The sequence below is a fragment of the Pseudarthrobacter linnaei genome, from assembly GCF_055412825.1.
Genome location: NZ_JBVAYX010000004.1, coordinates 209,680 through 231,096 on the forward strand (window position 1 = coordinate 209,680; position 21,417 = coordinate 231,096).

The following is a 21,417-nucleotide window of genomic DNA, read 5'->3' on the forward strand; positions in this document are numbered from 1 at the left end:
TCACCAGACGGACATCCGGGATGGGTAGCGTTGCCGGGGCGGACCCCTTGCCCGGCAGCCAGCCGAGATAGCAGGGTTTGTTCCCCCGCTCACTGTGCCCGAAGGCGGGGCCGGAAAGGACAGCTGTGACTGAAGCTGAGGTCCAGGAACTGCGTGCCCTGCTGGAGGACGTGAACCGGCTACGGCGTACGCTCCGGCACGCCGAAATTCGGCACACTGACAGGATTGCGGCCGTGCTACCCCGACACCGCAACAGCGCGCGGAACCTCATCCACTACACGGAGCTGCGTCGCCATGACATCCGTGACCTCCAATCCGGACTGGCAAAGCACGGACTCTCCTCGCTGGGACGCACTGAACCGAGAGTCCTGCCCAGTGTCGACACCGTGGCCCGGACTCTGGCGCGGCTGGTATCCGCGGACGGCCAACCGGACGCTCAGACGGATCCCATCGACCATGAAGAGATACTCGCCCGGAACGCAGTGAACCTGCTGGGACCGGAGCCGGAAGAACGCGGCACAAGGATCATGGTCACACTGCCCAGCGAAGCATCCACGGACCCCGACATCGCCCGCGGCATGATCGAACGGGGCATGGACCTTGCGCGTATCAACTGCGCGCACGACACCCCCCAGACCTGGCGGCAGATGATCGACAATATCCGTGCCGCAGAAGAATTCACGGGCAGGCGCTGCCTGGTCTCCATGGACCTCGCCGGGCCCAAGCTGCGCACGGGCCCCATCCGCCCGGGACCGCGCGTCCTCCGCGTGAAGCCGGTGCGCAACGAAACCGGTACAGTGACCGCGCCGGCCCGCGTGTGGCTTGGAACCCGGCCCGAGACGGGCACCGCGCTCCCTGTAATTCCTCTCCAGGACAAGAACTGGACAGCGGCCCTGCAGGACGGCCAAACGATCAGCTTCAAGGATGCTCGTGGAGCCCGCCGTACCCTCGTCGTTGACCAGGCAGGTCCGGACGGGTGCCTGGCAGCCCTTCACGACACGAGCTACTTCATCCCCGGAACCGGACTCACCGTCGCCCCGCAGGACCAGTCCGAAAAGAAGTCCCACCACCACACAGCGTCGTCCACCCTTGTTGGAGACCTGCCGGCACTGGAGGAGAGCCTCATGATCCGCCGCGGCGACACAATCATCCTGAGCAGTGACCTCACCCCCACTGACAGCAACACCGTCGGCACCCACCGGATAGGCTGCACCCTCCCCGGCGTCTTCACCGATGTGAACCCCGGGGAAAGGATCTGGTTCGACGACGGCAAGATCGGCGGGGTGATCACCGGGGTCCGGGCGGGAGAACTGACGGCTGAGATTGTCGCCGCCGCTCCACGGGGTTCACGGCTCCGGGCCGAAAAAGGCATCAACCTCCCCGACACCCGGCTCAGCGTCCCGGCGCTGACAGATCAGGACCTCGCCGACCTCGAACACGTCAAGGAACTTGCCGACATCGTCAGCATGTCCTTTGTCCGCAGCGAAGCCGACGTCCGTGACCTCCTGACCCACCTCGATCCGGTGCGGAACCGGGACCTGGACATCATGCTCAAGATCGAGACGGTGGCCGCGTTCGAAGCGCTGCCCGAGATCGTCCTTGAACTCATGAAGTGGGCCGATGTCGGCGTCATGATCGCCCGCGGAGACCTCGCCGTGGAGGCAGGCTTCGAACGGCTGGCAGAGGTCCAGGAGGAAATTCTCTGGCTCTGCGAAGCCGCCCACGTCCCGGTGATCTGGGCGACCCAGGTCCTGGACACCCTGGCCCGGACGGGTCTGCCCTCGCGCGCTGAGGTGACCGACGCCGCGATGGCCCAGCGCGCCGAATGCGTCATGCTCAACAAGGGCCCGTTCATCAACGAGGCCATCAGCATGCTCTCGGACATCCTGGGCCGCATGAAGGACCACACCCGGAAAAAGCGCAGCATGCTGAGGCGTCTCCGGGCCTGGGACCGCTGAAACCTGGCCGCTCCGACGTCACCGGGCTGAAGCGGGTCGAAGCCTAAAGGTGGCTGTCAGAGGACTCGAAGGAAAAATCCCGTTGCAGCCGGCTCCTCGCTTCTTGCTCAACCAGGGTGGGAATGTAACTCCTGATTCGTCCTCCGGCCAAGGACTCGTACTCTTCTCCGACGACCTGCGATATGCGGCCGGGGCGCCTCCGGAAAACGGGCTGACAGCCGGTCGACTACCGCGCGGACAACGGTGCTTTTTCCGATTCGCTCACCACGCCAGTGTCACTCGGGGCTGACCCGGCGTCAATCAACCCCGCGCATACGACGTCACAATCGAGACACCCTGCAGCGCCCGGTCACCGGGGACATGATGTTAACCCGATACGCTCCAGAAACGAGCTGGGGCACCCGTGACGTTCACCTTCGCCAAGTAGCATGGCCCCGTGGAAGCCGACCCTGATCTCCAACGCCCTGCCGCGGCCCTCGGCGCGACGCTGACAGCAGGGGGCGCGGACTTCGCTCTGATCTCCACCTCGGCGGCCGCAGTCGACTTGTGCCTGGTGGACGACTCCGGGGTCGAAACCCGCTACCCCATGGCAGGGGACGACGGATTCTGGACGGCGCACGTGCCAGGGATCTTCGCAGGTCAGCGCTACGGCTACCGCGTCGACGGGCCCTGGGACCCTGCCCGGGGTCTGCGCCACAATCCGAACAAGTTCCTGCTGGACCCGTACGCCAAGGCCATCGACGGCCGGCTCCGCTGGGGACCCGAACTGTATGCCTTCGACCTCAACAACCCGTCCAAGCCCAACACGGCGGACAGCCGGCGCCATACCTTCGCATCCGTCCTGGTCGACACCGCCTACGACTGGGGAACGGACACCCGCCCCGCAACTGCCTTGAACCGGACAATCATCTACGAGGCCCACGTCAAAGGCCTAACCAGGCTGCACCCGGACGTTCCCGCCGCCCAGCGCGGAACCTACGCGGGGCTAGGGCATCCGTCCGTCATCGCGCACCTCAAACGGATCGGCGTAACTGCGGTGGAGCTACTTCCCGTCCAGCAGTTCATCAAAGACGAGCCCCGCGATGGCAGACCCAACTACTGGGGCTACAACCCGATCGGCTATTTCGCACCCCACAACGCCTACGCCGCGGCCTGCGGAGCGGGTGAGACCGACGGCAATGCCGGCGACGGCACTGCGGCCGGGGAGACGCCCGGCGGGGTGCCGCGGTCCGGAGGGCAGGTCACCGAGTTCAAGGACATGGTCAAATCCCTCCACCGTGCCGGCATCGAGGTGATCCTCGACGTCGTTTACAACCACTCCGGTGAAGGCGGAGCCGACGGGCCCAACCTCTGCTTCCGCGGAATCGACAACGGCGCCTACTACCACCTGGTCCCCGGCGACGAGGCCAACTACGTGGACTACACCGGCACCAGCAACACCCTCAATGTGGGCTCGCCCACGGTCCTGCGCATGGTCATGGACTCGCTCCACTACTGGGTGGAGGAAATGCACGTCGATGGATTCCGCTTCGATCTCGCCCCTGCGCTGGCTCGGGCCTCGGACCGGGTCGACATGCTGTCCGCATTCTTTGAATTGGTCGACTCCAACCCGGTGTTTGACGGAGTGAAGCTCATCGCCGAGCCGTGGGACCTTGGCCCGGAAGGCTACCAGCTCGGCAACTTTCCCCCCCAGTGGGTGGAATGGAACGGCAAATTCCGGGACGTCGTCCGCGACTTCTGGCGCGGTCAACCGGGTCTCACGGCCGAGCTCGCGAACCGCTTCACAGGTTCCGCCGACCTCTACCAGGACGACGGCCGCCAGCCAAGTGCGTCCGTCAACTTTGTCACGGCCCACGACGGCTTCACGCTGCGGGACCTCGTCTCCTACGACCGCAAGCACAACTCGGCGAACGGCGAGAACGACCGTGACGGCGAGGCCACCAACCGATCCTGGAACTGCGGCACGGAGGGACCCGCCACGGACCCATTGGTCAACACCCTCCGCGCACGCCAAATGCGCAACCTCATGATCACCTGCGTCCTCGCACAGGGAGTCCCCATGCTGCGCCACGGCGACGAACTGGGACACTCCCAGGGAGGCAACAACAACGCCTACTGCCAAGACAACGAGATCTCGTGGATCAATTGGGCTTCCGCCGACGAGGACTTGATCCAGTTCACCTCGAAGGTCGTCAGGCTGCGCCGGGACTACCCTGTGTTCCGGCGCCGAACCTACTTCGACGGGAGGCCGGTTGCCCCGGCCGAGGGCCTCATGCTGCCTGACATCCTGTGGCTTAACGCCGACGGAACACCCCGGGCGGGAAACCAGTGGGACCAGTCCTGGGGGAAGTCCCTTGCGTGCTACCTGAGCGGCAACGGGGTGCGGACCCGCCGGAACGAACCCGAAAACGACTTTCTTGTCATCTTCAACGCGTCGTCCCACGCTGTGCCGCACCGAATGCCGAAGGAGCACTTTCCCGCGGAGTGGGAGGCCGCCCTGACAAGCTGGAACGGTCCGGCGCCGACAAGATTTCTGGCAGGCGCCGTCTATGAAGTACCCGGGCACACCACTTGGATCCTCCGCTCCGTCGACGAATAACCGGCCGGTGGAAACGCTCTGGATGGTGGCCAGCGGAAAAGGCTCCTGCGACGATGGCATGGTGAACGGGCCGATCGGATTCTGGGTCAAGCGGCTGGATGCGTCGCTTGAGACGCTACTCGATTCCACGCTCTCCCGCCTGTCCCTGACCAGAAGGCAGTGGCAGGTGTTGAGTGCGCTGCACGTGGGCCCCCTCAAGCCCGTGGAACTGGAACATGTCCAGCGCGCCTCGGACGTGGTGATCACCATGGGCTGCTGCGACTCCTGCCCCATCTACCCGGGCAAACGCTACGAGGACTGGGAACTCACGGACCCTTCCGGCCAGCCCGTCGCCGCCGTGTGGAACATCCGCGACGGGACCCGCGAACGGGTCAAGGCGCTCACCGGGGAACATCCCAAACCCGATACCGCCGAAGCGCTGGACGCGGTCGGCGTCGTGATCGTCCTGGGCAACGAGGCAAAGGTCCAAGCCCCGGAGGGCAAGCGGCTCGAGGTCTCGGGTACCGACGAGCCCTCCGAGCGCGGCATCAAAGGCATGGAACGCATGCGCCTGGTCCGGGACGACATCAATGCCCGGGTTCAGACGCTGCACGCGGAGCACACGGGCAACTAGGCCGTGCCGGCCCCGACGCTATCCCGGACGCTGGTCACGGAAGGTGCACAGCGCGGCGGCCTCGCCGCGCCGTGCACCACCCGGGCCGCCGCCGCTGCCCTCCCTGCAGGCACAGGACGGCATCTCGTCTGCGCCTTTGTGGATCCAGCCAGCTGCAGGTCTTCGGGCTTTGAGGCGTCAGCGCGAAGCTTCGCCGATGGTCCGTGGTGGTCTGCGGGTCAGGCTGCCATGGGCACCGGTTCATGGCTCGCCGGGGACGTCGGCTGCGTGGGGACGCGGATCACGACGAAATCTTCCAGGTCCAGGAGTTTCCGCCCGCCGCTCCGGTGGTCCCTGATCCAGAACACGCCAGCGTCAGGGGCCAGTTCAGTGACCGGGCCCCGGTGGGATGGCAGGCCTTGGTACCAGGCCTCGATTTCGTCCCCGGTCATGAGCTCGGTGCAGGCTTGGACCCTTAGGTCTTCAACAAAATTCATGGTTTGCCCTCCGGCTGTCTTCTTTGGCTCTCACAGACATTGCCATCGACTGATTACATGCGTCTTGCCCGCACATGAATCCTGAGTGTCTTCGACTTCGTCGAAGGAGTTGCACCCAACGGACGCCTCCCGGCCCGCACCTGGTTCATGTGTGAATCAGCTGCCCCACGGCGGGCACATCGCAGGCAGGTCCGGGACGGCCGATCAAATAGCCCTGGGCGGTATCGCAGCCCAGCCTGCGCAGAACCTCAAGCTGGCTGGGCCGTTCGACGCCTTCTGCGGTGGTCCGCAGCCCGAGTGTTGTCAGTGCGTGGACCAGCGCACCAACGACTGCGGCCGCGAACGCGTCCGTGTCGATGTCAGCAATCAGGGACCTGTCGATTTTTACAGCGGTCATGGGCAGCTTGCGGATCAGGGCCAGAGAGGAGTTACCCGTTCCGTAGTCGTCCAGGGCGACTCCGACGCCGGTATCGATGAGCTCCCGCAGTTGGCGGGCCGCGCCGGAAACATCGACAAGTGAGGTGCCTTCGGTTAATTCGACCTCCAGCCACCGGGAGCGCACTCCGTGTCGTTGCAGGGCGGCCCGGATTTCTTCGGCCACGGCCCCGGTTGCCAGCTGGCGGGGTGAGACGTTTATGGCGATTTTGCGCGGTGTCCCGTCGTCGATCCACTGGCGGGCCTGGGCGCAGGCACGGTCTGCGACCCACCGGCCGATGCGGTGTATTTCGCCGGTCTCTTCCGCGATGGGGATGAATTCGTCAGGGCCGACTGGGCCTATTTCCGGGTCAAACCAGCGAATGAGGGCCTCTACCGAGTCCAGGGCGCCGGATGCTAGGTCCAGCAAGGGCTGGTAGTGGAGGGATATTGAGCCCTCGTCCAAGGCCAGCGGCAGCCTGCGCCTGATGTCGGACTGCCTGTCCAACGGGAACGGGATCGGCAGGGCCCCGCGCATGCGTCCCATTTTGGCCTTTCCGGAGTGCTTGGCCCGGAACATCGCACCGTCGGCATGGCGCAACAGCGCATCCAGACGCGTCAGCGCATCGTCATCGGGGATCTCGCTCGCCATGGCCAGTCCAATGGTGGCCGTGGCCGTGACACGGTAGGCCTCAAACACAAACGGATCGTCCATCGCAGTCAGTATCCGTGCTGCGACGTCCCGGACCACGGCTTCGTCTGCATCTACCAGGAGAACGGCAAATTCATCACCCCCGAGCCGGACCACCAGGTCGGTAGGTCGCGCACATGCGGAGAGGCGGGCGGCGCATTCGGTGAGGACCGCGTCCCCGGCACGGTGCCCGTACGTGTCATTCACGGCTTTGAAGTCGTCCAGGTCGATAAAGAGTATCCCGATCCGTGACCGGTCGGTGTTCTGTGTCATCACCGGTGCGTGCTCTTCGAGCATGCGCCTGTTCGGCAGCCCGGTGAGAGGGTCATGCATGGCAGCATGTCGGAAAACATCGGTGAGCCCGGCAAGAACCTTCGACACCGGAACGATGAGCGGGCGTTCTTCGGCAACGACGAGGAAATCCTGATACCGGATCTCCTCGGGACGCTCCAGGATTATCCGCACGGCACTTGAAAGGTCAAGATCCGCGGGCAACTCGAATCGCAGGGCCGGCAAGTCCGAGGCCTGTGCCTTCGAGCTGAGTTCACGCCCGAATCCCAAGGGACCGGACATGGCGTACTCCACCTGGTCGCGTGTCAGCAGTGAGTGACCCTGGGGATCTTCGATGGCGACGGCGCGCAGGCCGCGGTCCGTCCGGAACAACGCGTCGATCTCGAGCAGCAGCGTTGCGGCAGGAAATACCCGTGCCTCGACGCCAATGTCAGCAAGTACGGCTACGCCCCCAGGACCCGGCCACGACGTATCACTTCGAACGGATTTCACGCATTGTTCATACCAGACGGAAATGAACGTTCGGTGCTCCCGGCGTTCATCCTGGGCCCGAACAGGTCCGCGGGACTGTGGCACCGGAAACCATCATGCGGCCTGGGGTCACGGGATGCTGACGATCTTCCGCTCGTGGTGCCGCAGGTCGGATGGTGGGCCAGGGCACCGCACCCGTGAAGCTGTGTGGGTGCCGGTGGTGATTGCGTTGCATGCAGGTTGGCCGCTGCATAAAAGGTTCAGTTGCTAGTAGACGACAGTCCCGGTGGAACGCACCACGGTTCCGGTGCTTTGGGTTCGTCCGCTGATGTCGATCTGCAGCCGGCTGCTCTGCAGGGGCGCCTCCAGGGCGCTTGAGAGCTCCGGCAGGGTGGTTGTTTGGATGCGGTGGATGACGTCCCGGACGTCGGCCCTGTCATTCACCGTCACCTGCAGGGTCAGCTCGGGGGCATTGGCCGATCCTCGCAGCAGGGCCGCGGAACTGACGACTCCGGGCAGGGTGTTGATCTGCTTTTCGACGGCCGCGGCGAGGACCGACGGGTCGCAGAGGGTGAACCCCTGGCTGCCGTCTTCATGGAGGCGGTAGGCGCCTGCCGAGTTTCTCCTCGGGATCTGGGCGATGATCCACAGCAGCCCCAGGATCCCGATGATGGCTCCGATGATCAGGACAACGGCCGCCACCCCCGTCGGCGCGAGGAAGGCGCGCAGGTCCCCGGGGACGACGGACTGCCATGCGGGGGCGGTGTTGAGCAGGGTTTGCAGTGTCCCGCTGGCCTGCAGAAGGAGGGCGGTGCCTGCGGCCAGGAAAAGGATGCCGAGAATTGTCAGCCAGATCCGGTTCAGGGTTCCTGCGGTCTGCCTCATCGGAAGCCATCCTTCAAATAGTCGCGGTGGGCGGGTGCGCGAATGGTCTTAGTCTCTGGACCGGACCGTGGCGGTAACCTGCGGAACCGGCGAGAGCCCGGTTTCCTCCAAACGGGCCCGGACGGCGTCGGTGATCCTCTGGCGCAGGTCCCCCGGCTCGTGCAGGGAAGTCGTCACGTTCACGTGGACGCGCCCGGTGGTGGCTGTCGCTGAGGCCGAGCCGACGCCGTCGATCTGCACGCACCGGGCTTTGGCCAGGTGGGCGACGGCGCGGCGGGTCATCACTGTCTCCTGCTCCTCCACCGGTGGCGCCTCATCTCCGACGCCCGTGCCGGAATCATCGACTGTGAGGGCACTGTACTGTCCTGGAATGATGGCGCACAGTAACAGGATGACCCCTGCGACGATGGCCGCTGTCCCGATCTGCCAGACGGCGGGGTCGTTCCACACCAGCCCGGCGAGCCAGTCGCTGGGTCCCTGCAGCACGGTCGGCCACGAGCCGTTGACCAGCCGGGTGACGCTCAGCCAGACCAGCGCGGCGCCGGCGGCCAGGAGGAATATGCCGGCGATGAGTGCCGGGACCGCGCGGCTGGGCCGGTGCCGCAGGCGCGTGGACCGTTGGTCGTGCCGACTCATAGCAGTTTCCTTCGTCCGTTGGTGCCGGTGCCGGTGGTCAGCCACGAGATCCTGATGTCGACCTGTCGGACGTCAACTCCGGTCAACTCGGTCACCCTGGCCGCGATCCGGCGGCGCAGTTCCTCGGTGGCCTGGCGTAGCGGCACCGGATACAGCATCCCGACCTCGACTCTTAACGTCGCGATGTTCCCGGTCAGTTCCACGGATGCCTTGGGCCGGGCGGAAAGATCAGCCCGGGTTCCGATGCCCAGAAACCCGCCCGAGGAACCGCCGGCGGAGGATTCGTCGCTGGCGACCTGGCCGGCGATTTTCTCGATCACCCTGGCCGCCAGCAGGGTCTGCCCCCGCGTGCCCGTCTCACCGAAATCCTCGCCGGCGTCCGCGGCCCCGGGTATGGGCTGGGCGTGGGCTCCTCGCGGGTTCATCGGCTCGATGCTCTACCGAACAGGGCCTGCACATCGAGTTTTCCTTCTGCGATCCGGCCGACCAGCAGGCCGATGAGTCCGAGGATCACCGCGGCCAGCAGCGCCGGCCAGCCGCCGAAGCCCAGAACGATTCCCAGTACTAGACCTATCGTCAGGCACCAACGCGTAGTAGACATAGCCATCCTTTTCCTCATCGTCCCGATCCCCTCGGCGGAGGATACTGTGACGGGTGGTTACTGCAGTTGGGTCTTCTGGACCTGCTGGTCCTCAGGCTCGTCGTCGGGCAGGTGGACATCGGTAACGTTGACGTTCACTTCGAGTACTTCCAGTCCGGTGGCGCGCTCGACGGACTGAATGATGTTGCGGCGGATGCCCTGGCTGACTTCCACCACGGAGAACCCGTAGTCGATGACGATGGAGACATCGATGGCTGTCTGGCGTTCACCCTTTTCCACGGTGACGCCGCCGCTGACGTTGGTCTGGGAACCGGGAATGCGTTCGGTCAGGGCGCTGAACGCGCGCCGGCCGGCGCTGCCCATGGCGAACACGCCGGGAACCTCGCGGGTAGCTATGCCGGCCAGCTTCTGCACCACGGTTTCCTCGATTGTCGTGGCACCGCGATCGGTATGCAGTGCATCCCTCGCATTCGTCGGTGCCAGCGCGCTGCCCTGCTTCTGCCCCTCGGGGGTGGCCATGACGCCGCCTGAAGCTCCGGGGGTTCTGGGTGTCTCGGTCATGGAAAACAACTCCTCGTCGGACTGGTGATCGTACTTACACCGGTATAGACGAAGCCCGGCAGGAATCGTCACGTGTTGGCGCAGACTATTTTTCGCGCTGGGCCACAGCACCGCGGTTCGGTTCCCGGCGTCGCCCGGCTGTGGCATATTGGGGCCAAGGTCCGGTGCGTTTCAGGACGGGATGGACAGTGCATGAATGATCATGGCCCCGGCTTCGAACCGGACCTGGACGAGGGGAGTATCGTCGCCCGTGCCCAGGACGGCGACCTGGCAGCATTCGAACACCTGGTGCTCGCGTATCAGTACAGGCTCTTTCGGCTGGCGTACCGGATGCTCAACGACCGCGGCGAAGCCGAAGACATCGTGCAGGAGACTCTGACAACGAGCTGGTGTGCTCTTCCCATGCTGGCTGATGTCGATGCCTTCGGTGGTTGGATCTACCGGCTGGCGACCAACAAGTGCCTGGACGTGCTGCGCAGGCGGTCCGCCCACGCCGAGAGCATCGTGGACTCGGACGACATGGATGCCATTCCAGGAGCCCGCGCCCGCCCGGTCTCGGCCGGATGGGATCCGGCCCACGAGGCGGAATGGTCCGCCGAACAGGACGGCCTGACCGCCCTCCTGAACACGCTCCCGCCGGCACAGCGGGCCTGCTGGCTGCTGCGGGAAATGCACGGACGCAGCTACGCCGAGATTGGTGTCACACTGAGGATCAGCCCGACAGCAGTTCGCGGCACACTCGCCCGGGCACGGCACCAGATAGCAGAAGGGATGAGCCAATGGCGTTAGACGACATCCCCCGGCTCGGCTGCGGCCGCAGCATCGACAGCATCTGGGCCACCACCGACCGGCCTCCCACCGCACACGAGGAACGGTGCGAACAATGCCAAACTGCCAGAACCCAGCTGGAAAGACTCAGTGAGGCAACCCGTGCACTGCGCGAAAGCGACCTTCACAATCCCGCGCTGGAACCCCGCCACGGGATCAAAAACGCCATCATGGATGTGGCCCGCGCGGAAGTCCGCCGCGGCAGCAGAATCCTCCTGCGCAGCGCAGACAACGGCTCCACGGAGATCAGCGAACAGGCCCTGAGCTCCCTCGTCCGGTTCGCGGCAGCAGCGGTCCCCGGTGTCCACTCACGACGCTGCCGGATCGAAATACGCCCCGCCTCAGCCGGCCCCGCCGGTGAAGACCCCCCGCCCGGAACCACCGGGACAGCCACCACGGCCGGTCCTCGCCTCATCGTCAATCTTCGGGTTGCCGCCGCCCCGGGCATCGACATCCCCCTCATGGCGGAGGCACTCCGACACGAGATCAGCAACGCGATTCCGGCCGGCGTCGGTATTGGGGCCGGGACCGTCAACATCACCGTGGAGGACCTGTACGATGTCTGACCCACCACTCCAAGGCACCATCATCACCAGCCAGCTCATCGCTTCCCTCGCCACCCGCACCACACTGGAAACACCCGGCGTCCTCAGACTCGAACCCACCGTCCAGGGCTTCCTGGCCCGGATCGGTCCCGCCGCCTTGCGCCACCTCCGCAATCCCGGCAGCCAAAACGGCACCTACCGGACCGACGGCGTCACGGCGACCATCAGCGACGGCACCGCACGCGTCCACCTCGATATCGCCACTGACATCACGTACGCCGCCCTCGACGTCGCCGAAAAAGTACAACAACGCGTGCGTGAAAGCATCAGCCACACCGGTCTGACCCCGGGCACGATCGACATCACCATCCTCGCCATAGAACACCACCGCGGCACAACGATCACCTAACCCGGGTGCAATCAGCGGCCGTACGACACTGTCGCAGGCGCCCTCTGCAGCATTCCGGCGCCTCAGCGCCGCGCGGCACTGGCACGCCGCCCGCAGGGTTAGTACCGTCGTCGTAACACCAATTCGCATACAGGCGGGGAACCATGAGCAAGAACGGCAGGAACCGGCACCAGCGCAAGGGCGCGGGCGGCCCCGCTACGCGCGCCTCGGCACCCCAATCCCTGAGCGCGGTCCGGGCCGGCCGTGCCGTGGACGCGCTCACGCCGGCATTTGTCCGCTGGTTTGAGGAGGTCTCACCCGGCTCGGCGGTTGCCGCCCTGGAATGCCTGGAGCCGATCAAGGCCGTCCTGGGCCGCTACATGGACACCACGGCCGCGGCCGACGTGGCGAGCCTTGAACCTTTTGGCTTGTCAGTGGCCGTGACGGACGAAATCGTGGCTGCGTCAGATGACGCCGGAGCTGCTGCCGGCGCCGCGGCCGGCAAGACGGATGTCTTCGGGAGCACGCACTTCGTCGTCCACTCCGTTGGCGCCTTCGTCGAATTCCTCGTCGACACCGGCCGGTGGGGCGGTTCAGCGGATCAGCTGGCGGAAGTCATGGACTTCCTCGACACCGCCGGGGGGGACGACGGCGGCGGGGGTCTCATCGACGTGCCGGACATTCCCGATGAGGAGGCCCTGGCGGACCTCTCCGAGCTGCCGCTCATCCGGCGGGCGACGGCGTTGCTCCAGTGGATCGGAGAGGGGAAGCCCGTCACAGCCACCGGCGCGCTCCGCCTGCGGGACATCGAAGCGGCTGCTGCCTGCGTCGGGGTCGCCGTCAAGGGTGGCGTGAAACGGTCCGGCTCCCCGCTGCCGGGCACCGCCGGTGCGGAGGTCCCCGTGCCCACGGTCCGGAGCATGTACGAGGTGCCGCTGCTGGCCCAGCTCTGGAACGCGCTGGAGGCGACCGAGCTCGTTGAGATCACGTCGACGAAGATAGTCCCCTCTGCGGATTCCGGGGTGTTCCTGGCCGGAGGGCCTGCGGAGCGCCTGGAGGAGCTGGTGTACTTCGTTGACGAGTTCCTGGATACGGCGGTGCTCGGATGGGATCCGGCGCAGCCCTGGGAACGGACGGTCTCGGGACTGCAGGCATCGCTCCTGCTCGCGGCGGCAACGGAGGACCCGCCGGAGAAGGCGCGGCTCCTGGCCGCCCCGGACAATGCGCCGACTGCGGAACGGGCCATGGCCAGGCTGTTGACCGGCATGGCCATAAGCCGCCTCGAAGAGCTCGCGGATCTGGGGCTGCTGACCATCGACACCCACTTCCGGGTGCCGCCGGCCCTCATCCGCTGCATTGCGAGTGTCTTCGACGACGACTGGTTGCTGGCCGACCTGGGCATCGGACAGGCTCCGGACGAGGCTGACGTCGAGCCGGCCGGGCACAGCCACGCAGATTTGGAATCGACCATCCCGGCCCCTGCGCTCGCCGCGGTCCGCGAAGCGCCCCAGCCGGCCGGGACGCCGGTTCTGCAGCTGAAGATCACGCTCAACGATGCGAAGCCCCCCATCTGGCGCCGCGTCCTGGTCCCGGCCGGCATGCCGCTCCCTCAGCTGCACCGGGTGATCCAGGCCGTGTTCGGCTGGCTGGACTATCACCTGCACGAGTTCCGGGTCGGGGGATTCCGCGGCACCGCTTACGCACCGGTGAATCCAGAAGGTGACGACGAGGTCTACGGCGGGGCTTCCCGCGACGAATCAACGGCGACGGTCGGCGTGCTGCTTCCGGCAGTGGGCAGCAGCATGGACTACACGTACGACTTCGGCGACAACTGGGTGCTCGCCATCAAGGTGGAGAAAATTCTGCCGGACGAGCACGGCGGGAAACTCCCGCGATGCACTGCGGGACGCGGCATGGCGCCGGCCGAGGACAGCGGCGGCACCTGGGGGTGGGCGAACATTGTCCACGCGGTCAACGATCCCCACCACGAAGACCACCAGGAATACCGGGAATGGCTGGGAATGCTGCCTGGCGACACGCTGGACCCAAAGGCGTTCGATGTTGAACGGGCCAACGAGGACCTCGTTGGCATCACCTTCTGACGGCTGCCGGCGCTCACGGCAGCGTCACCCTCCGGCGAATCTGCGGGTTTACGCAGGCTCCTCCGCGCTCCGCTGCCGAAGTTCCTCCGTGACGAGCAAGAGGAGTTCGTGGGCCGACCCGGACCCGGCGAGTTCCACACACTGCGTCAGCGCGGCCTGGAGCCGGCACAGCTCGGCGGAGGGGACCAGCGGCCAGCGGCGGACGGTGCCGAAGATCTGTGCGGCCGGAAGTCCGTGAGGAACCTGTCGGTGGATCGTCAAGCCGTCAACTCCCGCGGGGAAGCGGTCCGGCCGGCCACGTGGGACAGTACCTGGCCGCGGGTGGGGTCCGGGACGGGGGAGCCGTTGATGTTGCCGGAATCCATGTTCACTGCGACGGTGACATCCAGACTGCTTGTCATAGACACCATCTCTCTACGAATCACGTGTGACCGTTGCCTGGCTTCCAGAATACCGGCCCGGCAGGGGCGGCGTCACATTTCCGGTAACAAAGGGCACCCCCGCAGGACGCCCGGCGTGGTTCCGAAGATCCGCCGCGGCACAAGCCGCTCAGTCCCGATCCCAATCCCGTCGATCGGACTTCTTGGTCATCGACTCGGGTGGCGCCGGAAAGGCCCCGGCAGGATAAAACCCTGCGACCTCGAGCATGTAGTTCGCCCGCTGCGGGCCGGCAAGCATGTAGCCGTCAATGCTCTTGTAGAACTTGCCATTGACGGTGATGTTCTGCCCGGGCCGCTTCTGACCTTCCAGGGCGTCTCCGAAGAAGGACGCGGTGGCCAGGCCGCTGGTGTAGCCGACCACCCAGGTGGCGCCGTTGGTGTTGGACGTGCCGGTCTTGGCTGCGACCGGGAAACTGGTGTGGACCTTGGGTTTGATGTACACGCCGGACCCCTTTTTCAGCACATCCTGGAGTACGGAGTTCACGCCCCGGGCAACGTCGGGCCTGATGGCGTCACGGCACGACGTGGTTTGGGCCGGGAGCTGCTGACCCGCCGCGTCGCTCACCTCCAGAATGGCGACGGGCTCGCAGTACCTGCCGTCATTGGCGAACGTGGCAAAGGCATTGGCCAGCACGAGCGGCGCCACCTCAATCGCGCCCAGCAGGTTGCCCAGCTGATGCATGTTGACCTGTGCGTTATCCAGCCCGCTGTGGATTCCTGCGGCATCCACCATCTTCTGGATACCGCAGAAATCCAGTTTGGCGGCTTCCGCGAAGGTGGCGGTGTTGATGGAGTTATACAGCCCGTAGTCGACGCGCATGGGCCGGTAATATCCGGCGTCGTTGTTCTGCAGGTCATCCGCGGCGCCGAGGCTCTTCTGTTTCGTGCTGTAGGCACCGAGCACCTTGCCGCAGCTGGATTTCCACTTGAAATCGAGGGGATACGACCGCCGGGAGGCATCCACGGTGTCGGCCAGGGACTTGCCTTCGTTGAGCCATTCCGCCAGAGTAAACGGCTTCATGGTGGACCCGAGTTGGAACCCGCCGGCGCCGTTCAGGTCATTGCCGTCGGCGTCCTTGGAATCGACGTTGAAATTCAGCTGGGTGTCGAATTTCTCCGGTTCGGGGAGGAACACGGTGTTCTGGGCCATCGCCAGGACCTGGCCGGTGCCCGGCCCGATGGAGACCAGCGACGCGCCCCACTTGTCCGGGTTGGCCCCGGCCGTGGCGTCAACCTGCGCTTGGGCGACCTGCTGCAGCCGGCTGTCCAGCGTCGTGGTGATGGTCAGGCCACCGCGGTACAGCTTCCTTACCCGGGAGGCGAGGTCGACGCCGTACGCCGGGTTGTTCAGGATGAGATGCGAAACGTAATCGCAGAAGTATGGTGCCATTTCCGCCCCGGCGCAGCCCTGTTTCCCCGGGTTGAGGGCGAGCTCCACTCTGGAGGCGGCGGCGGCGTCGCGCTCCGCCCGGGAGATCTTGCCGAGCTCGAGCATGGCGTCAAGCACCTGGTTACGACGCTGGATGGCGTTGTCCGGATGGACGGCGGGATTGTAGAAGCTGGGACTTTTCACCAGGCCGGCAAGGAGCGCTGCCTGCGGCAGGGTCAGGCTCTGGGCGGTAGTGCTGAAGAAGTGCCGCGACGCGGCCTCAACGCCGTAGGCATCCCGGCTGAAGAACACGATATTCAGGTAGCCCTCAAGGATCTGGTCTTTGGTGTACTTCTTTTCCAGCTCGATCGCGAGCCGCATTTCGCGCACCTTGTCGCCGATGCTCTTCTGCCCGTTGAGGACAATTCGTTCGCCGTTGTCCGCCGATGCCAGGGACTCGTTGAGGACGTTGGTGACGTACTGCTGGGTCAATGTGGATGCGCCCTGTCTGCCGCCACTGGTCAGGTTGGACGCCAGAGCCCGAAGAATTCCCTGGGGGTCGATACCGGCGTGCTCGTAGAAGCGGCGGTCCTCGATGGCGACAATCGCCTCCCTGATGTACGGGGACATCTGGTCCAGGCTGACTTTTACCCGGTTCTCGGCGTAAAACGTGGCGATCGTCTTCCCGTCAGCAGTCAGGACTTTGGTCGACTGCGACGGCGGATCAACTTGCAGTTCCGCGGGAAGGCCGGTGAAGAACCCCACCGATTCCCGGAGGGCAACGCCAGCCCCGGCGACGGCGGGGACCACGAGGCTGGCGGCAAGAACGCCGCAGACCACGCTCACCGTGAAGTACCCGAGGACCGCACGGAGGCCGGAACCTGGCTTCGATACTGCACGATTTGCCGGCGCCATATTTCCCCCCGTATGCCACGCTCTAAAATTATGATCACACTGCCGCAGGTCCGTGGCTGGTCAGACCGCCGGGGCTGGCGTAGCCGCCCGTCGAACCTTCCGTTGCCCGTCTCCTGACCGTAGAGAGGTTGCGCCGGACACCGCCTCACCCGAACCGGATGGTATGGCTGTCCTTTCGCTTAGATGTTGACACCCCTCCTCGGACGGGACAAGACTAAATCCGCACAACAAATGCTGAAGCTCCCTTTTCAGCGCCTGGAGTGAGGTGGGACAATGCAGATTCCGGCTCGTTTCGAACACTTGCGGACCCCCGTAATGGACACTGCGCTCATGACACGTGTGAGACGACGGCTGGTTGCCGTCACGGCTGCCGTGGCCTTGAGCGTAACGGGGGGCGCCGTCGCCAGCCCCGCGTCCGCGGATCCACGGGAAACCGTCAAGACCTCGACCGCCACCGGGTACGGCGGCGCCGTAAGCACCGTGGACCCGGAGGCATCCGCCGCGGCCATCGAGATCCTCCGCAAGGGCGGCAACGCGGCCGACGCCGCCGTCGCCGCGGCCGCGACGCTCGGTGTGACGGAGCCGTTCAGTGCGGGCATCGGCGGCGGAGGCTACTTCGTGTTCTTCGAGGCGGAGACCGGCGACGTCGGCACGATCGACGGCCGCGAGACCGCGCCGGCCGGCATCACTGGTGACGCGTTCATCGACAAAGCGACGAATAAGCCCTATCCCTTCACCCCTGAACTCGTCACGAGTGGCGTCGCCGTCGGAGTTCCCGGCACGCCGGCGACGTGGGAGCGTGCCCTCGACCGGTGGGGCTCGGTCAGTCTCGGCGACGTCCTTGATCCTGCCATCGAGGTGGCGACCCGCGGCTTTGTGGTCGACGAGACATTCCGCCAGCAGACGCTCGACAACAAGGTCCGCTTCGAGGCGTTCACCTCGACGAGCAGCCTCTTCCTTCCGGGCGGGGACGCCCCCGCCGTCGGCAGTGTCTTCCTGAACCCTGACCTTGCCGAGACGTACCGGCTCCTCGCGAAGAAGGGCCCACGCGGTTTCTACGGCGGCCCGCTTGCGGCGGAGATCGCGGCGACCGTCCAGGCTCCGCCTAAGACTGCCGGCACAAAGCTGCCCGTTCCGGCCGGATCCATGACGACGGCGGATCTGGCCGCCTACCGCGCCCTGGACCAGGAGCCCACGCAGGTTGAGTACCGCGATCTGGATGTCTACGGCATGGCGCCGTCGAGCAGCGGCGGCACCACCACGGGCGAGGCGCTGAACATCCTGGACACATTCAACCTGGCCGGGATGTCCACACCCGGTGCGTTGCACCACTACCTTGAGGCGAGCGCGCTTGCCTTCGCGGACCGGGGCAACTACGTCGGCGATCCCGCGTTTGGCGACGTCCCCACCGCCGCGCTCACCGACCCCCTGTTCGGCAAGGAGCGCGCCTGCCGGATCGACCCGCGGCAGGCGGCTGACAAGCCAGTCCTTCCGGGTGACGTGTCCTCGTACGACGGCGTGTGCCCCGCCGCTGCCGCGGCGCCCGCCGATGAGAAGGACACCGAGAACATCTCCACGACGAACCTGACGGTCGCGGACAAGTGGGGCAACGTGGCCGAGTACACGCTCACGATCGAGCAGACCGGCGGGTCCGGCATTGTGGTCCCCGGCCGCGGCTTCCTGCTCAACAACGAGCTGACTGACTTCTCCACCGTGTACAAAGAGACCGATCCGAACCGGATCCAGCCGGGCAAACGCCCGCGCTCCTCCATGGCGCCCACCCTTGTCCTCAAGGAGGGCAAGCCGTTCCTCGCGCTCGGTTCGCCCGGTGGATCGACCATCATCACCACCGTTCTGCAGACGATCCTCAACCGGGTGGACCTGGGCATGACTATCGAGGACGCCATTGCGGCACCCCGTGCCTCGCAACGGAACACGGCCACAGTCACGGCAGAGCCGGAATTCATCGCGCTGCACGGCGAGGAGCTCACGCGGTATCGCCATCAGTTCACACCGTCGGGGGATGCATTCACTTCGGCAGCAGAAATCGGGGCCGCGACCGCCATCGAGTTCCTGCCCGACGGCCGCATGGTCGCGGCGGCCGAGCCGGCGAGGCGCGGTGGCGGATCCGCAATGGTGGTCACACCGTCGCCGAAGCCGTGAAACAAGGTGGCGAGGGGCACAGGCCGGATCCGCGGAGCCCGGCGGAGCGCCCTATCTCGTGGTGCTGCATCCATGCGAGCATGGGGGCTCACCGAAAATGCGCAGAGAACGGACCCGATGAAATCCAACGAACTTCTGCTCGACGCCTTCGCCCGGATCCGCGAGACCGTGGCCGCCACTCTCGACAGGGCCAACGACGACATTCTGCACCGGCGACCCTCCGGGAACGGTAACTCGATTGCGTGGCTGGTCTGGCACCTCAGCCGGGTCGAGGACGCACAGTTGGCCACCGCCGCCGGCCTGGAACAGGTCTGGACCACACAGGGGTTCGCCGGCCGGTTCGACCTGCCGCTGTCCGAGCGCGACACCGGCTACGGCCATTCCAGCAGCCAGGTCGACGCCGTGAAGGCGCCTCCCGGGCTCCTGCTCGACTACCACGAGGCCGTTCACCGGCAGACCGTGGAGTTCCTGGCCAGCCTCGGCGATGCGGACTTCGACCGCATCGTCGACACCCGCTGGGATCCGCCCGTCACGCTTGGTGTGCGGCTGATCAGCACGATTGCCGATTGCCTCCAGCACGCCGGTCAGGCCGCGTATGCCAGGGGCCTGAACCCCGTGCCAGGGGCCTGAACCCCGCGCCAGCAGCCTAGGAACCGTTGGTGCCGGCGGTACCGGGGTGCGCGTCGTTCGCGGCGGCAACCAGCCGATCGAAACTGGCGGTCCCGATATCGGGTGGGACCACGGTGAAAACTGCGAACCATTTCTCCGGGGCTTCCGTCTCCACCGGTGCCACCCGTTCCACGTGCAGGTTCAGCCCAGGCACCCCGCCAACGGGGAGGGGCAGATGCTCGCCGCTCTTGACCATACGCCGGAATTCCTTGACTGACAGCTGGTCACCAGGGTTGCCCGTCACCTCGGCGATCGTGTCGTTAACCCTCGTGGTCAGCCCCGTCATGAAGGCCCTTCGACGCGAGACCACGGGACCCGTCAGTACCGCCGCGACGATGACCGTGAACAACACAGCGGCCCCGAAACTCCGCAGGCCGTGAATGAAAATCATCAGGATGAGGCAAAGGATCAAAGCGAAGACGCTGAACATAACGAACCGGACCAGGGGATTCTCGCCGGGTTTCCTGGACCAACGGACCAGGGCGACAGTGTTCTGCCGGGACTGACCGTGCCGTGAATTGTCCATGATTAGTACCCCTTCACTTCCATCAGCGCTTCCGCCAGGACGACCGCCCTGCGTGCTTCCCTGAGATCGCTCAGCAGGCCCCGGTCGGGCAGGGCCGAGGTGGTCACGGTGGGACCGGCGAGGGCGGAAAAGACCGCGCTGAGTTTTTCGCGGTCCTCTGAAAGCAGCCGGGACGACGCCAGTTTGTCCCTGCTCAGTTCCAGTTCCAGCAGTGACCTCTCGATTGCCTCGCGGCGACCTTGCAGGGCCGATAACTTGTCCCTGATGCGCTGGGCACGGTCCCGGAACATCGCTTCCATGTTGACCGCCACGTCGTGGAGTTCGCCCAGTGCGGTGTAGGACTGCGGCGACCCGGAGTGCCGGTCGAGTTGCCCGCTGACGTGGAGTCGCCGTCGTTCCCAGTTCGTGACGGCGGATTCGTAAGGGCCCAGGAGCAACGAAACGGCCGCCAGTGCCTTCTCCAGCGACGCCGCCCGCGTGCTCAAGCTTGTTGTGGCAGCGTCCAGCCTCGCCAGAAAGGCGTCGTAATTGTCATGGCCAGGGGATGTGTCGGTCTTCATGAGCCGCTCGCACGCCGTCGCGCCGCGCGGCCCACGCAATCCCGCCCATGACGGCGGGAATCCCGCCGCCGACATCCGCCCCCAACTCCCATGGCAAGAGACTAGAGGCTCCGTGCGCGTTGTCATAGGGTCTGTGGTTCAACTTTGCCGGGAACCTCAGGGGGGTCCACGGCGATTGCGCGGACCTTGACACTGACTTTCACGGTCATCGAGACTGAAAGATCCAGGCTGCCCCGAGGCTAGGGATTGGAAAGACAATGACCAGTACAGGCTCGTTCGTGATTGTGGTTGGTTTTGACGGTTCCAGGAATTCGCAAAATGCACTGAAGTGGGCCATGGACGAAGCCAAGCTGCGCAACGGCCAGATCCGTCTGGTCACGGTCTGGAGCAAGCCGCCGCTGTCCTGGTTTCCGGCAGTACTCGAAACGGCCGCCGGCGAGATCGTAACCGAGGATTCCCCACAACAAATCGCCGAGACGGTCCAGGCCGATGCCCTGAAGACCGCTGAAAAGGAGGGGGCGGCCGCCACCGGGCAGATCGTTCACAGTGATTCTGCGGCGTCAGCAATAATCAAGGCCGCCAAGGACGCGGATCTTGTCGTCGTCGGCGCTCGCGGGCACGGCGGTTTTCCCGGCCTGGACCTGGGATCGGCTGCCACCCAGATTACTACCCATGCACCGTGTCCTGTCCTCGTGGTCCGGCCTAAGGCTTCCTAG

The 21,417-nt window shown here is 65.6% G+C and carries 23 protein-coding genes; 10 read left to right on the forward strand and 13 right to left on the reverse strand.

All coding sequences use genetic code 11. The annotated features are described in order from the left end of the window. Positions 1–125: 125 nt before the first annotated feature. The gene (locus ACZYZ3_RS06175; protein WP_463962941.1) at positions 126–1,958 is read left to right on the forward strand and encodes a pyruvate kinase; all 1,833 of its coding nucleotides are present in this window, start codon (positions 126–128) and stop codon (positions 1,956–1,958) included. A 43-nt stretch (positions 1,959–2,001) separates the two neighbouring features. Here the strand turns inward: ACZYZ3_RS06175 and ACZYZ3_RS06180 are convergent, their stop codons facing one another. Then, a complete protein-coding gene (locus ACZYZ3_RS06180) occupies positions 2,002–2,109 on the reverse strand; it encodes a hypothetical protein (RefSeq protein ID WP_463962942.1) in 108 nt (35 codons plus the stop codon). 285 nt (positions 2,110–2,394) lie between these two features. Between ACZYZ3_RS06180 and glgX the strand changes: the two genes are divergently transcribed. After that, the gene (gene glgX, locus ACZYZ3_RS06185) at positions 2,395–4,557 is read left to right on the forward strand and encodes a glycogen debranching protein GlgX (protein WP_463962943.1); all 2,163 of its coding nucleotides are present in this window, start codon (positions 2,395–2,397) and stop codon (positions 4,555–4,557) included. 7 nt (positions 4,558–4,564) lie between these two features. Beyond that, positions 4,565–5,170: a low molecular weight phosphatase family protein gene (locus ACZYZ3_RS06190; protein ID WP_463962944.1), complete on the forward strand. Its 606-nt coding sequence runs from the start codon at positions 4,565–4,567 to the stop codon at positions 5,168–5,170. Positions 5,171–5,388: 218 nt separating this feature from the next. On the opposite strand, the gene ACZYZ3_RS06195 is transcribed toward ACZYZ3_RS06190, so the two are convergent. From ACZYZ3_RS06195 to ACZYZ3_RS06225, 7 genes are all read right to left on the reverse strand, one after another. Continuing rightward, positions 5,389–5,646: a hypothetical protein gene (locus ACZYZ3_RS06195; protein ID WP_463962945.1), complete on the reverse strand. Its 258-nt coding sequence runs from the start codon at positions 5,644–5,646 to the stop codon at positions 5,389–5,391. A 145-nt stretch (positions 5,647–5,791) separates the two neighbouring features. Further along, positions 5,792–7,534, reverse strand: a complete 1,743-nt coding sequence (locus ACZYZ3_RS06200) for a putative bifunctional diguanylate cyclase/phosphodiesterase (protein ID WP_463962946.1) — start codon at positions 7,532–7,534, stop codon at positions 5,792–5,794. A 246-nt stretch (positions 7,535–7,780) separates the two neighbouring features. Beyond that, entirely contained in the window at positions 7,781–8,398 is a 618-nt protein-coding gene (locus ACZYZ3_RS06205; protein ID WP_463962947.1) for a hypothetical protein, read from the reverse strand. 48 nt (positions 8,399–8,446) lie between these two features. Beyond that, the gene (locus tag ACZYZ3_RS06210) at positions 8,447–9,034 is read right to left on the reverse strand and encodes a DUF6286 domain-containing protein (protein ID WP_463962948.1); all 588 of its coding nucleotides are present in this window, start codon (positions 9,032–9,034) and stop codon (positions 8,447–8,449) included. Next, positions 9,031–9,459, reverse strand: a complete 429-nt coding sequence (locus ACZYZ3_RS06215) for an Asp23/Gls24 family envelope stress response protein (RefSeq protein ID WP_463962949.1) — start codon at positions 9,457–9,459, stop codon at positions 9,031–9,033. The genes ACZYZ3_RS06210 and ACZYZ3_RS06215 overlap by 4 nt, the downstream gene beginning before the upstream one ends. Then, the gene (locus ACZYZ3_RS06220; protein ID WP_463962950.1) at positions 9,456–9,635 is read right to left on the reverse strand and encodes a hypothetical protein; all 180 of its coding nucleotides are present in this window, start codon (positions 9,633–9,635) and stop codon (positions 9,456–9,458) included. The genes ACZYZ3_RS06215 and ACZYZ3_RS06220 overlap by 4 nt, the downstream gene beginning before the upstream one ends. A gap of 57 nt (positions 9,636–9,692) precedes the next feature. Beyond that, positions 9,693–10,154, reverse strand: coding sequence for an Asp23/Gls24 family envelope stress response protein (locus ACZYZ3_RS06225; protein WP_463963000.1), 462 nt, complete (start codon positions 10,152–10,154; stop codon positions 9,693–9,695). Between the two features lie 234 nt (positions 10,155–10,388). On the opposite strand from ACZYZ3_RS06225, the gene ACZYZ3_RS06230 reads away from it, so the two are divergent. From ACZYZ3_RS06230 to ACZYZ3_RS06245, 4 genes are all read left to right on the forward strand, one after another. Then, positions 10,389–10,985, forward strand: coding sequence for an RNA polymerase sigma factor (locus ACZYZ3_RS06230; RefSeq protein ID WP_463962951.1), 597 nt, complete (start codon positions 10,389–10,391; stop codon positions 10,983–10,985). Continuing rightward, complete coding sequence (locus ACZYZ3_RS06235; RefSeq protein ID WP_463962952.1) at positions 10,976–11,590, forward strand: Asp23/Gls24 family envelope stress response protein; 615 nt, start codon at positions 10,976–10,978, stop codon at positions 11,588–11,590. Before ACZYZ3_RS06230 ends, ACZYZ3_RS06235 begins: the two co-directional genes overlap by 10 nt. Continuing rightward, positions 11,583–11,978: an Asp23/Gls24 family envelope stress response protein gene (locus tag ACZYZ3_RS06240; protein ID WP_463962953.1), complete on the forward strand. Its 396-nt coding sequence runs from the start codon at positions 11,583–11,585 to the stop codon at positions 11,976–11,978. Before ACZYZ3_RS06235 ends, ACZYZ3_RS06240 begins: the two co-directional genes overlap by 8 nt. Before the next feature lie 143 nt (positions 11,979–12,121). Then, the gene (locus ACZYZ3_RS06245; RefSeq protein ID WP_463962954.1) at positions 12,122–14,059 is read left to right on the forward strand and encodes a plasmid pRiA4b ORF-3 family protein; all 1,938 of its coding nucleotides are present in this window, start codon (positions 12,122–12,124) and stop codon (positions 14,057–14,059) included. Positions 14,060–14,107: 48 nt separating this feature from the next. On the opposite strand, the gene ACZYZ3_RS06250 is transcribed toward ACZYZ3_RS06245, so the two are convergent. The 3 genes from ACZYZ3_RS06250 to ACZYZ3_RS06260 form a co-directional block, all read right to left on the reverse strand. Then, entirely contained in the window at positions 14,108–14,320 is a 213-nt protein-coding gene (locus ACZYZ3_RS06250; RefSeq protein WP_463962955.1) for a hypothetical protein, read from the reverse strand. Then, positions 14,317–14,460, reverse strand: coding sequence for a hypothetical protein (locus tag ACZYZ3_RS06255; protein WP_463962956.1), 144 nt, complete (start codon positions 14,458–14,460; stop codon positions 14,317–14,319). Before ACZYZ3_RS06255 ends, ACZYZ3_RS06250 begins: the two co-directional genes overlap by 4 nt. Before the next feature lie 148 nt (positions 14,461–14,608). Beyond that, positions 14,609–16,783, reverse strand: a complete 2,175-nt coding sequence (locus ACZYZ3_RS06260; protein WP_463962957.1) for a transglycosylase domain-containing protein — start codon at positions 16,781–16,783, stop codon at positions 14,609–14,611. 330 nt (positions 16,784–17,113) lie between these two features. Here ACZYZ3_RS06260 and ggt point away from each other — a divergent pair, with 330 nt between their 5' ends. Next, positions 17,114–18,946 (forward strand): gamma-glutamyltransferase, encoded by a 1,833-nt coding sequence (gene ggt, locus ACZYZ3_RS06265; protein ID WP_463962958.1) that lies wholly within the window; start codon positions 17,114–17,116, stop codon positions 18,944–18,946. A gap of 117 nt (positions 18,947–19,063) precedes the next feature. After that, positions 19,064–19,576: a mycothiol transferase gene (locus ACZYZ3_RS06270; protein ID WP_463962959.1), complete on the forward strand. Its 513-nt coding sequence runs from the start codon at positions 19,064–19,066 to the stop codon at positions 19,574–19,576. 16 nt (positions 19,577–19,592) lie between these two features. Here ACZYZ3_RS06270 and ACZYZ3_RS06275 read toward each other — a convergent pair whose 3' ends face one another. Continuing rightward, entirely contained in the window at positions 19,593–20,141 is a 549-nt protein-coding gene (locus tag ACZYZ3_RS06275) for a hypothetical protein (protein ID WP_463962960.1), read from the reverse strand. 2 nt (positions 20,142–20,143) lie between these two features. Then, positions 20,144–20,701 carry a hypothetical protein gene (locus ACZYZ3_RS06280; protein WP_463962961.1) on the reverse strand — a complete coding sequence of 186 codons (558 nt, stop codon included), beginning with the start codon at positions 20,699–20,701 and terminating at the stop codon, positions 20,144–20,146. Positions 20,702–20,958: 257 nt separating this feature from the next. Between ACZYZ3_RS06280 and ACZYZ3_RS06285 the strand changes: the two genes are divergently transcribed. Next, positions 20,959–21,417, forward strand: coding sequence for a universal stress protein (locus ACZYZ3_RS06285; protein ID WP_463962962.1), 459 nt, complete (start codon positions 20,959–20,961; stop codon positions 21,415–21,417).

Excerpts from the sequence above, each read along its gene's own strand:
- ACZYZ3_RS06195 (WP_463962945.1), bottom strand. The coding sequence starts at position 5,646 with ATGAATTTTGTTGAAGACCTAAGGGTCCAAGCCTGCACCGAGCTCATG.
- ACZYZ3_RS06205 (WP_463962947.1), bottom strand. The coding sequence starts at position 8,398 with ATGAGGCAGACCGCAGGAACCCTGAACCGGATCTGGCTGACAATTCTC.
- ACZYZ3_RS06210 (WP_463962948.1), bottom strand. The coding sequence starts at position 9,034 with ATGAGTCGGCACGACCAACGGTCCACGCGCCTGCGGCACCGGCCCAGC.
- ACZYZ3_RS06215 (WP_463962949.1), bottom strand. The coding sequence starts at position 9,459 with ATGAACCCGCGAGGAGCCCACGCCCAGCCCATACCCGGGGCCGCGGAC.
- ACZYZ3_RS06220 (WP_463962950.1), bottom strand. The coding sequence starts at position 9,635 with ATGTCTACTACGCGTTGGTGCCTGACGATAGGTCTAGTACTGGGAATC.
- ACZYZ3_RS06225 (WP_463963000.1), bottom strand. The coding sequence starts at position 10,154 with ATGGCCACCCCCGAGGGGCAGAAGCAGGGCAGCGCGCTGGCACCGACG.
- ACZYZ3_RS06230 (WP_463962951.1), top strand. The coding sequence starts at position 10,389 with ATGAATGATCATGGCCCCGGCTTCGAACCGGACCTGGACGAGGGGAGT.
- ACZYZ3_RS06235 (WP_463962952.1), top strand. The coding sequence starts at position 10,976 with ATGGCGTTAGACGACATCCCCCGGCTCGGCTGCGGCCGCAGCATCGAC.
- ACZYZ3_RS06240 (WP_463962953.1), top strand. The coding sequence starts at position 11,583 with ATGTCTGACCCACCACTCCAAGGCACCATCATCACCAGCCAGCTCATC.
- ACZYZ3_RS06245 (WP_463962954.1), top strand. The coding sequence starts at position 12,122 with ATGAGCAAGAACGGCAGGAACCGGCACCAGCGCAAGGGCGCGGGCGGC.
- ACZYZ3_RS06255 (WP_463962956.1), bottom strand. The coding sequence starts at position 14,460 with ATGACAAGCAGTCTGGATGTCACCGTCGCAGTGAACATGGATTCCGGC.
- ACZYZ3_RS06260 (WP_463962957.1), bottom strand. The coding sequence starts at position 16,783 with ATGGCGCCGGCAAATCGTGCAGTATCGAAGCCAGGTTCCGGCCTCCGT.
- ggt (WP_463962958.1), top strand. The coding sequence starts at position 17,114 with ATGACACGTGTGAGACGACGGCTGGTTGCCGTCACGGCTGCCGTGGCC.
- ACZYZ3_RS06270 (WP_463962959.1), top strand. The coding sequence starts at position 19,064 with ATGAAATCCAACGAACTTCTGCTCGACGCCTTCGCCCGGATCCGCGAG.
- ACZYZ3_RS06275 (WP_463962960.1), bottom strand. The coding sequence starts at position 20,141 with ATGGACAATTCACGGCACGGTCAGTCCCGGCAGAACACTGTCGCCCTG.
- ACZYZ3_RS06280 (WP_463962961.1), bottom strand. The coding sequence starts at position 20,701 with ATGAAGACCGACACATCCCCTGGCCATGACAATTACGACGCCTTTCTG.
- ACZYZ3_RS06285 (WP_463962962.1), top strand. The coding sequence starts at position 20,959 with ATGACCAGTACAGGCTCGTTCGTGATTGTGGTTGGTTTTGACGGTTCC.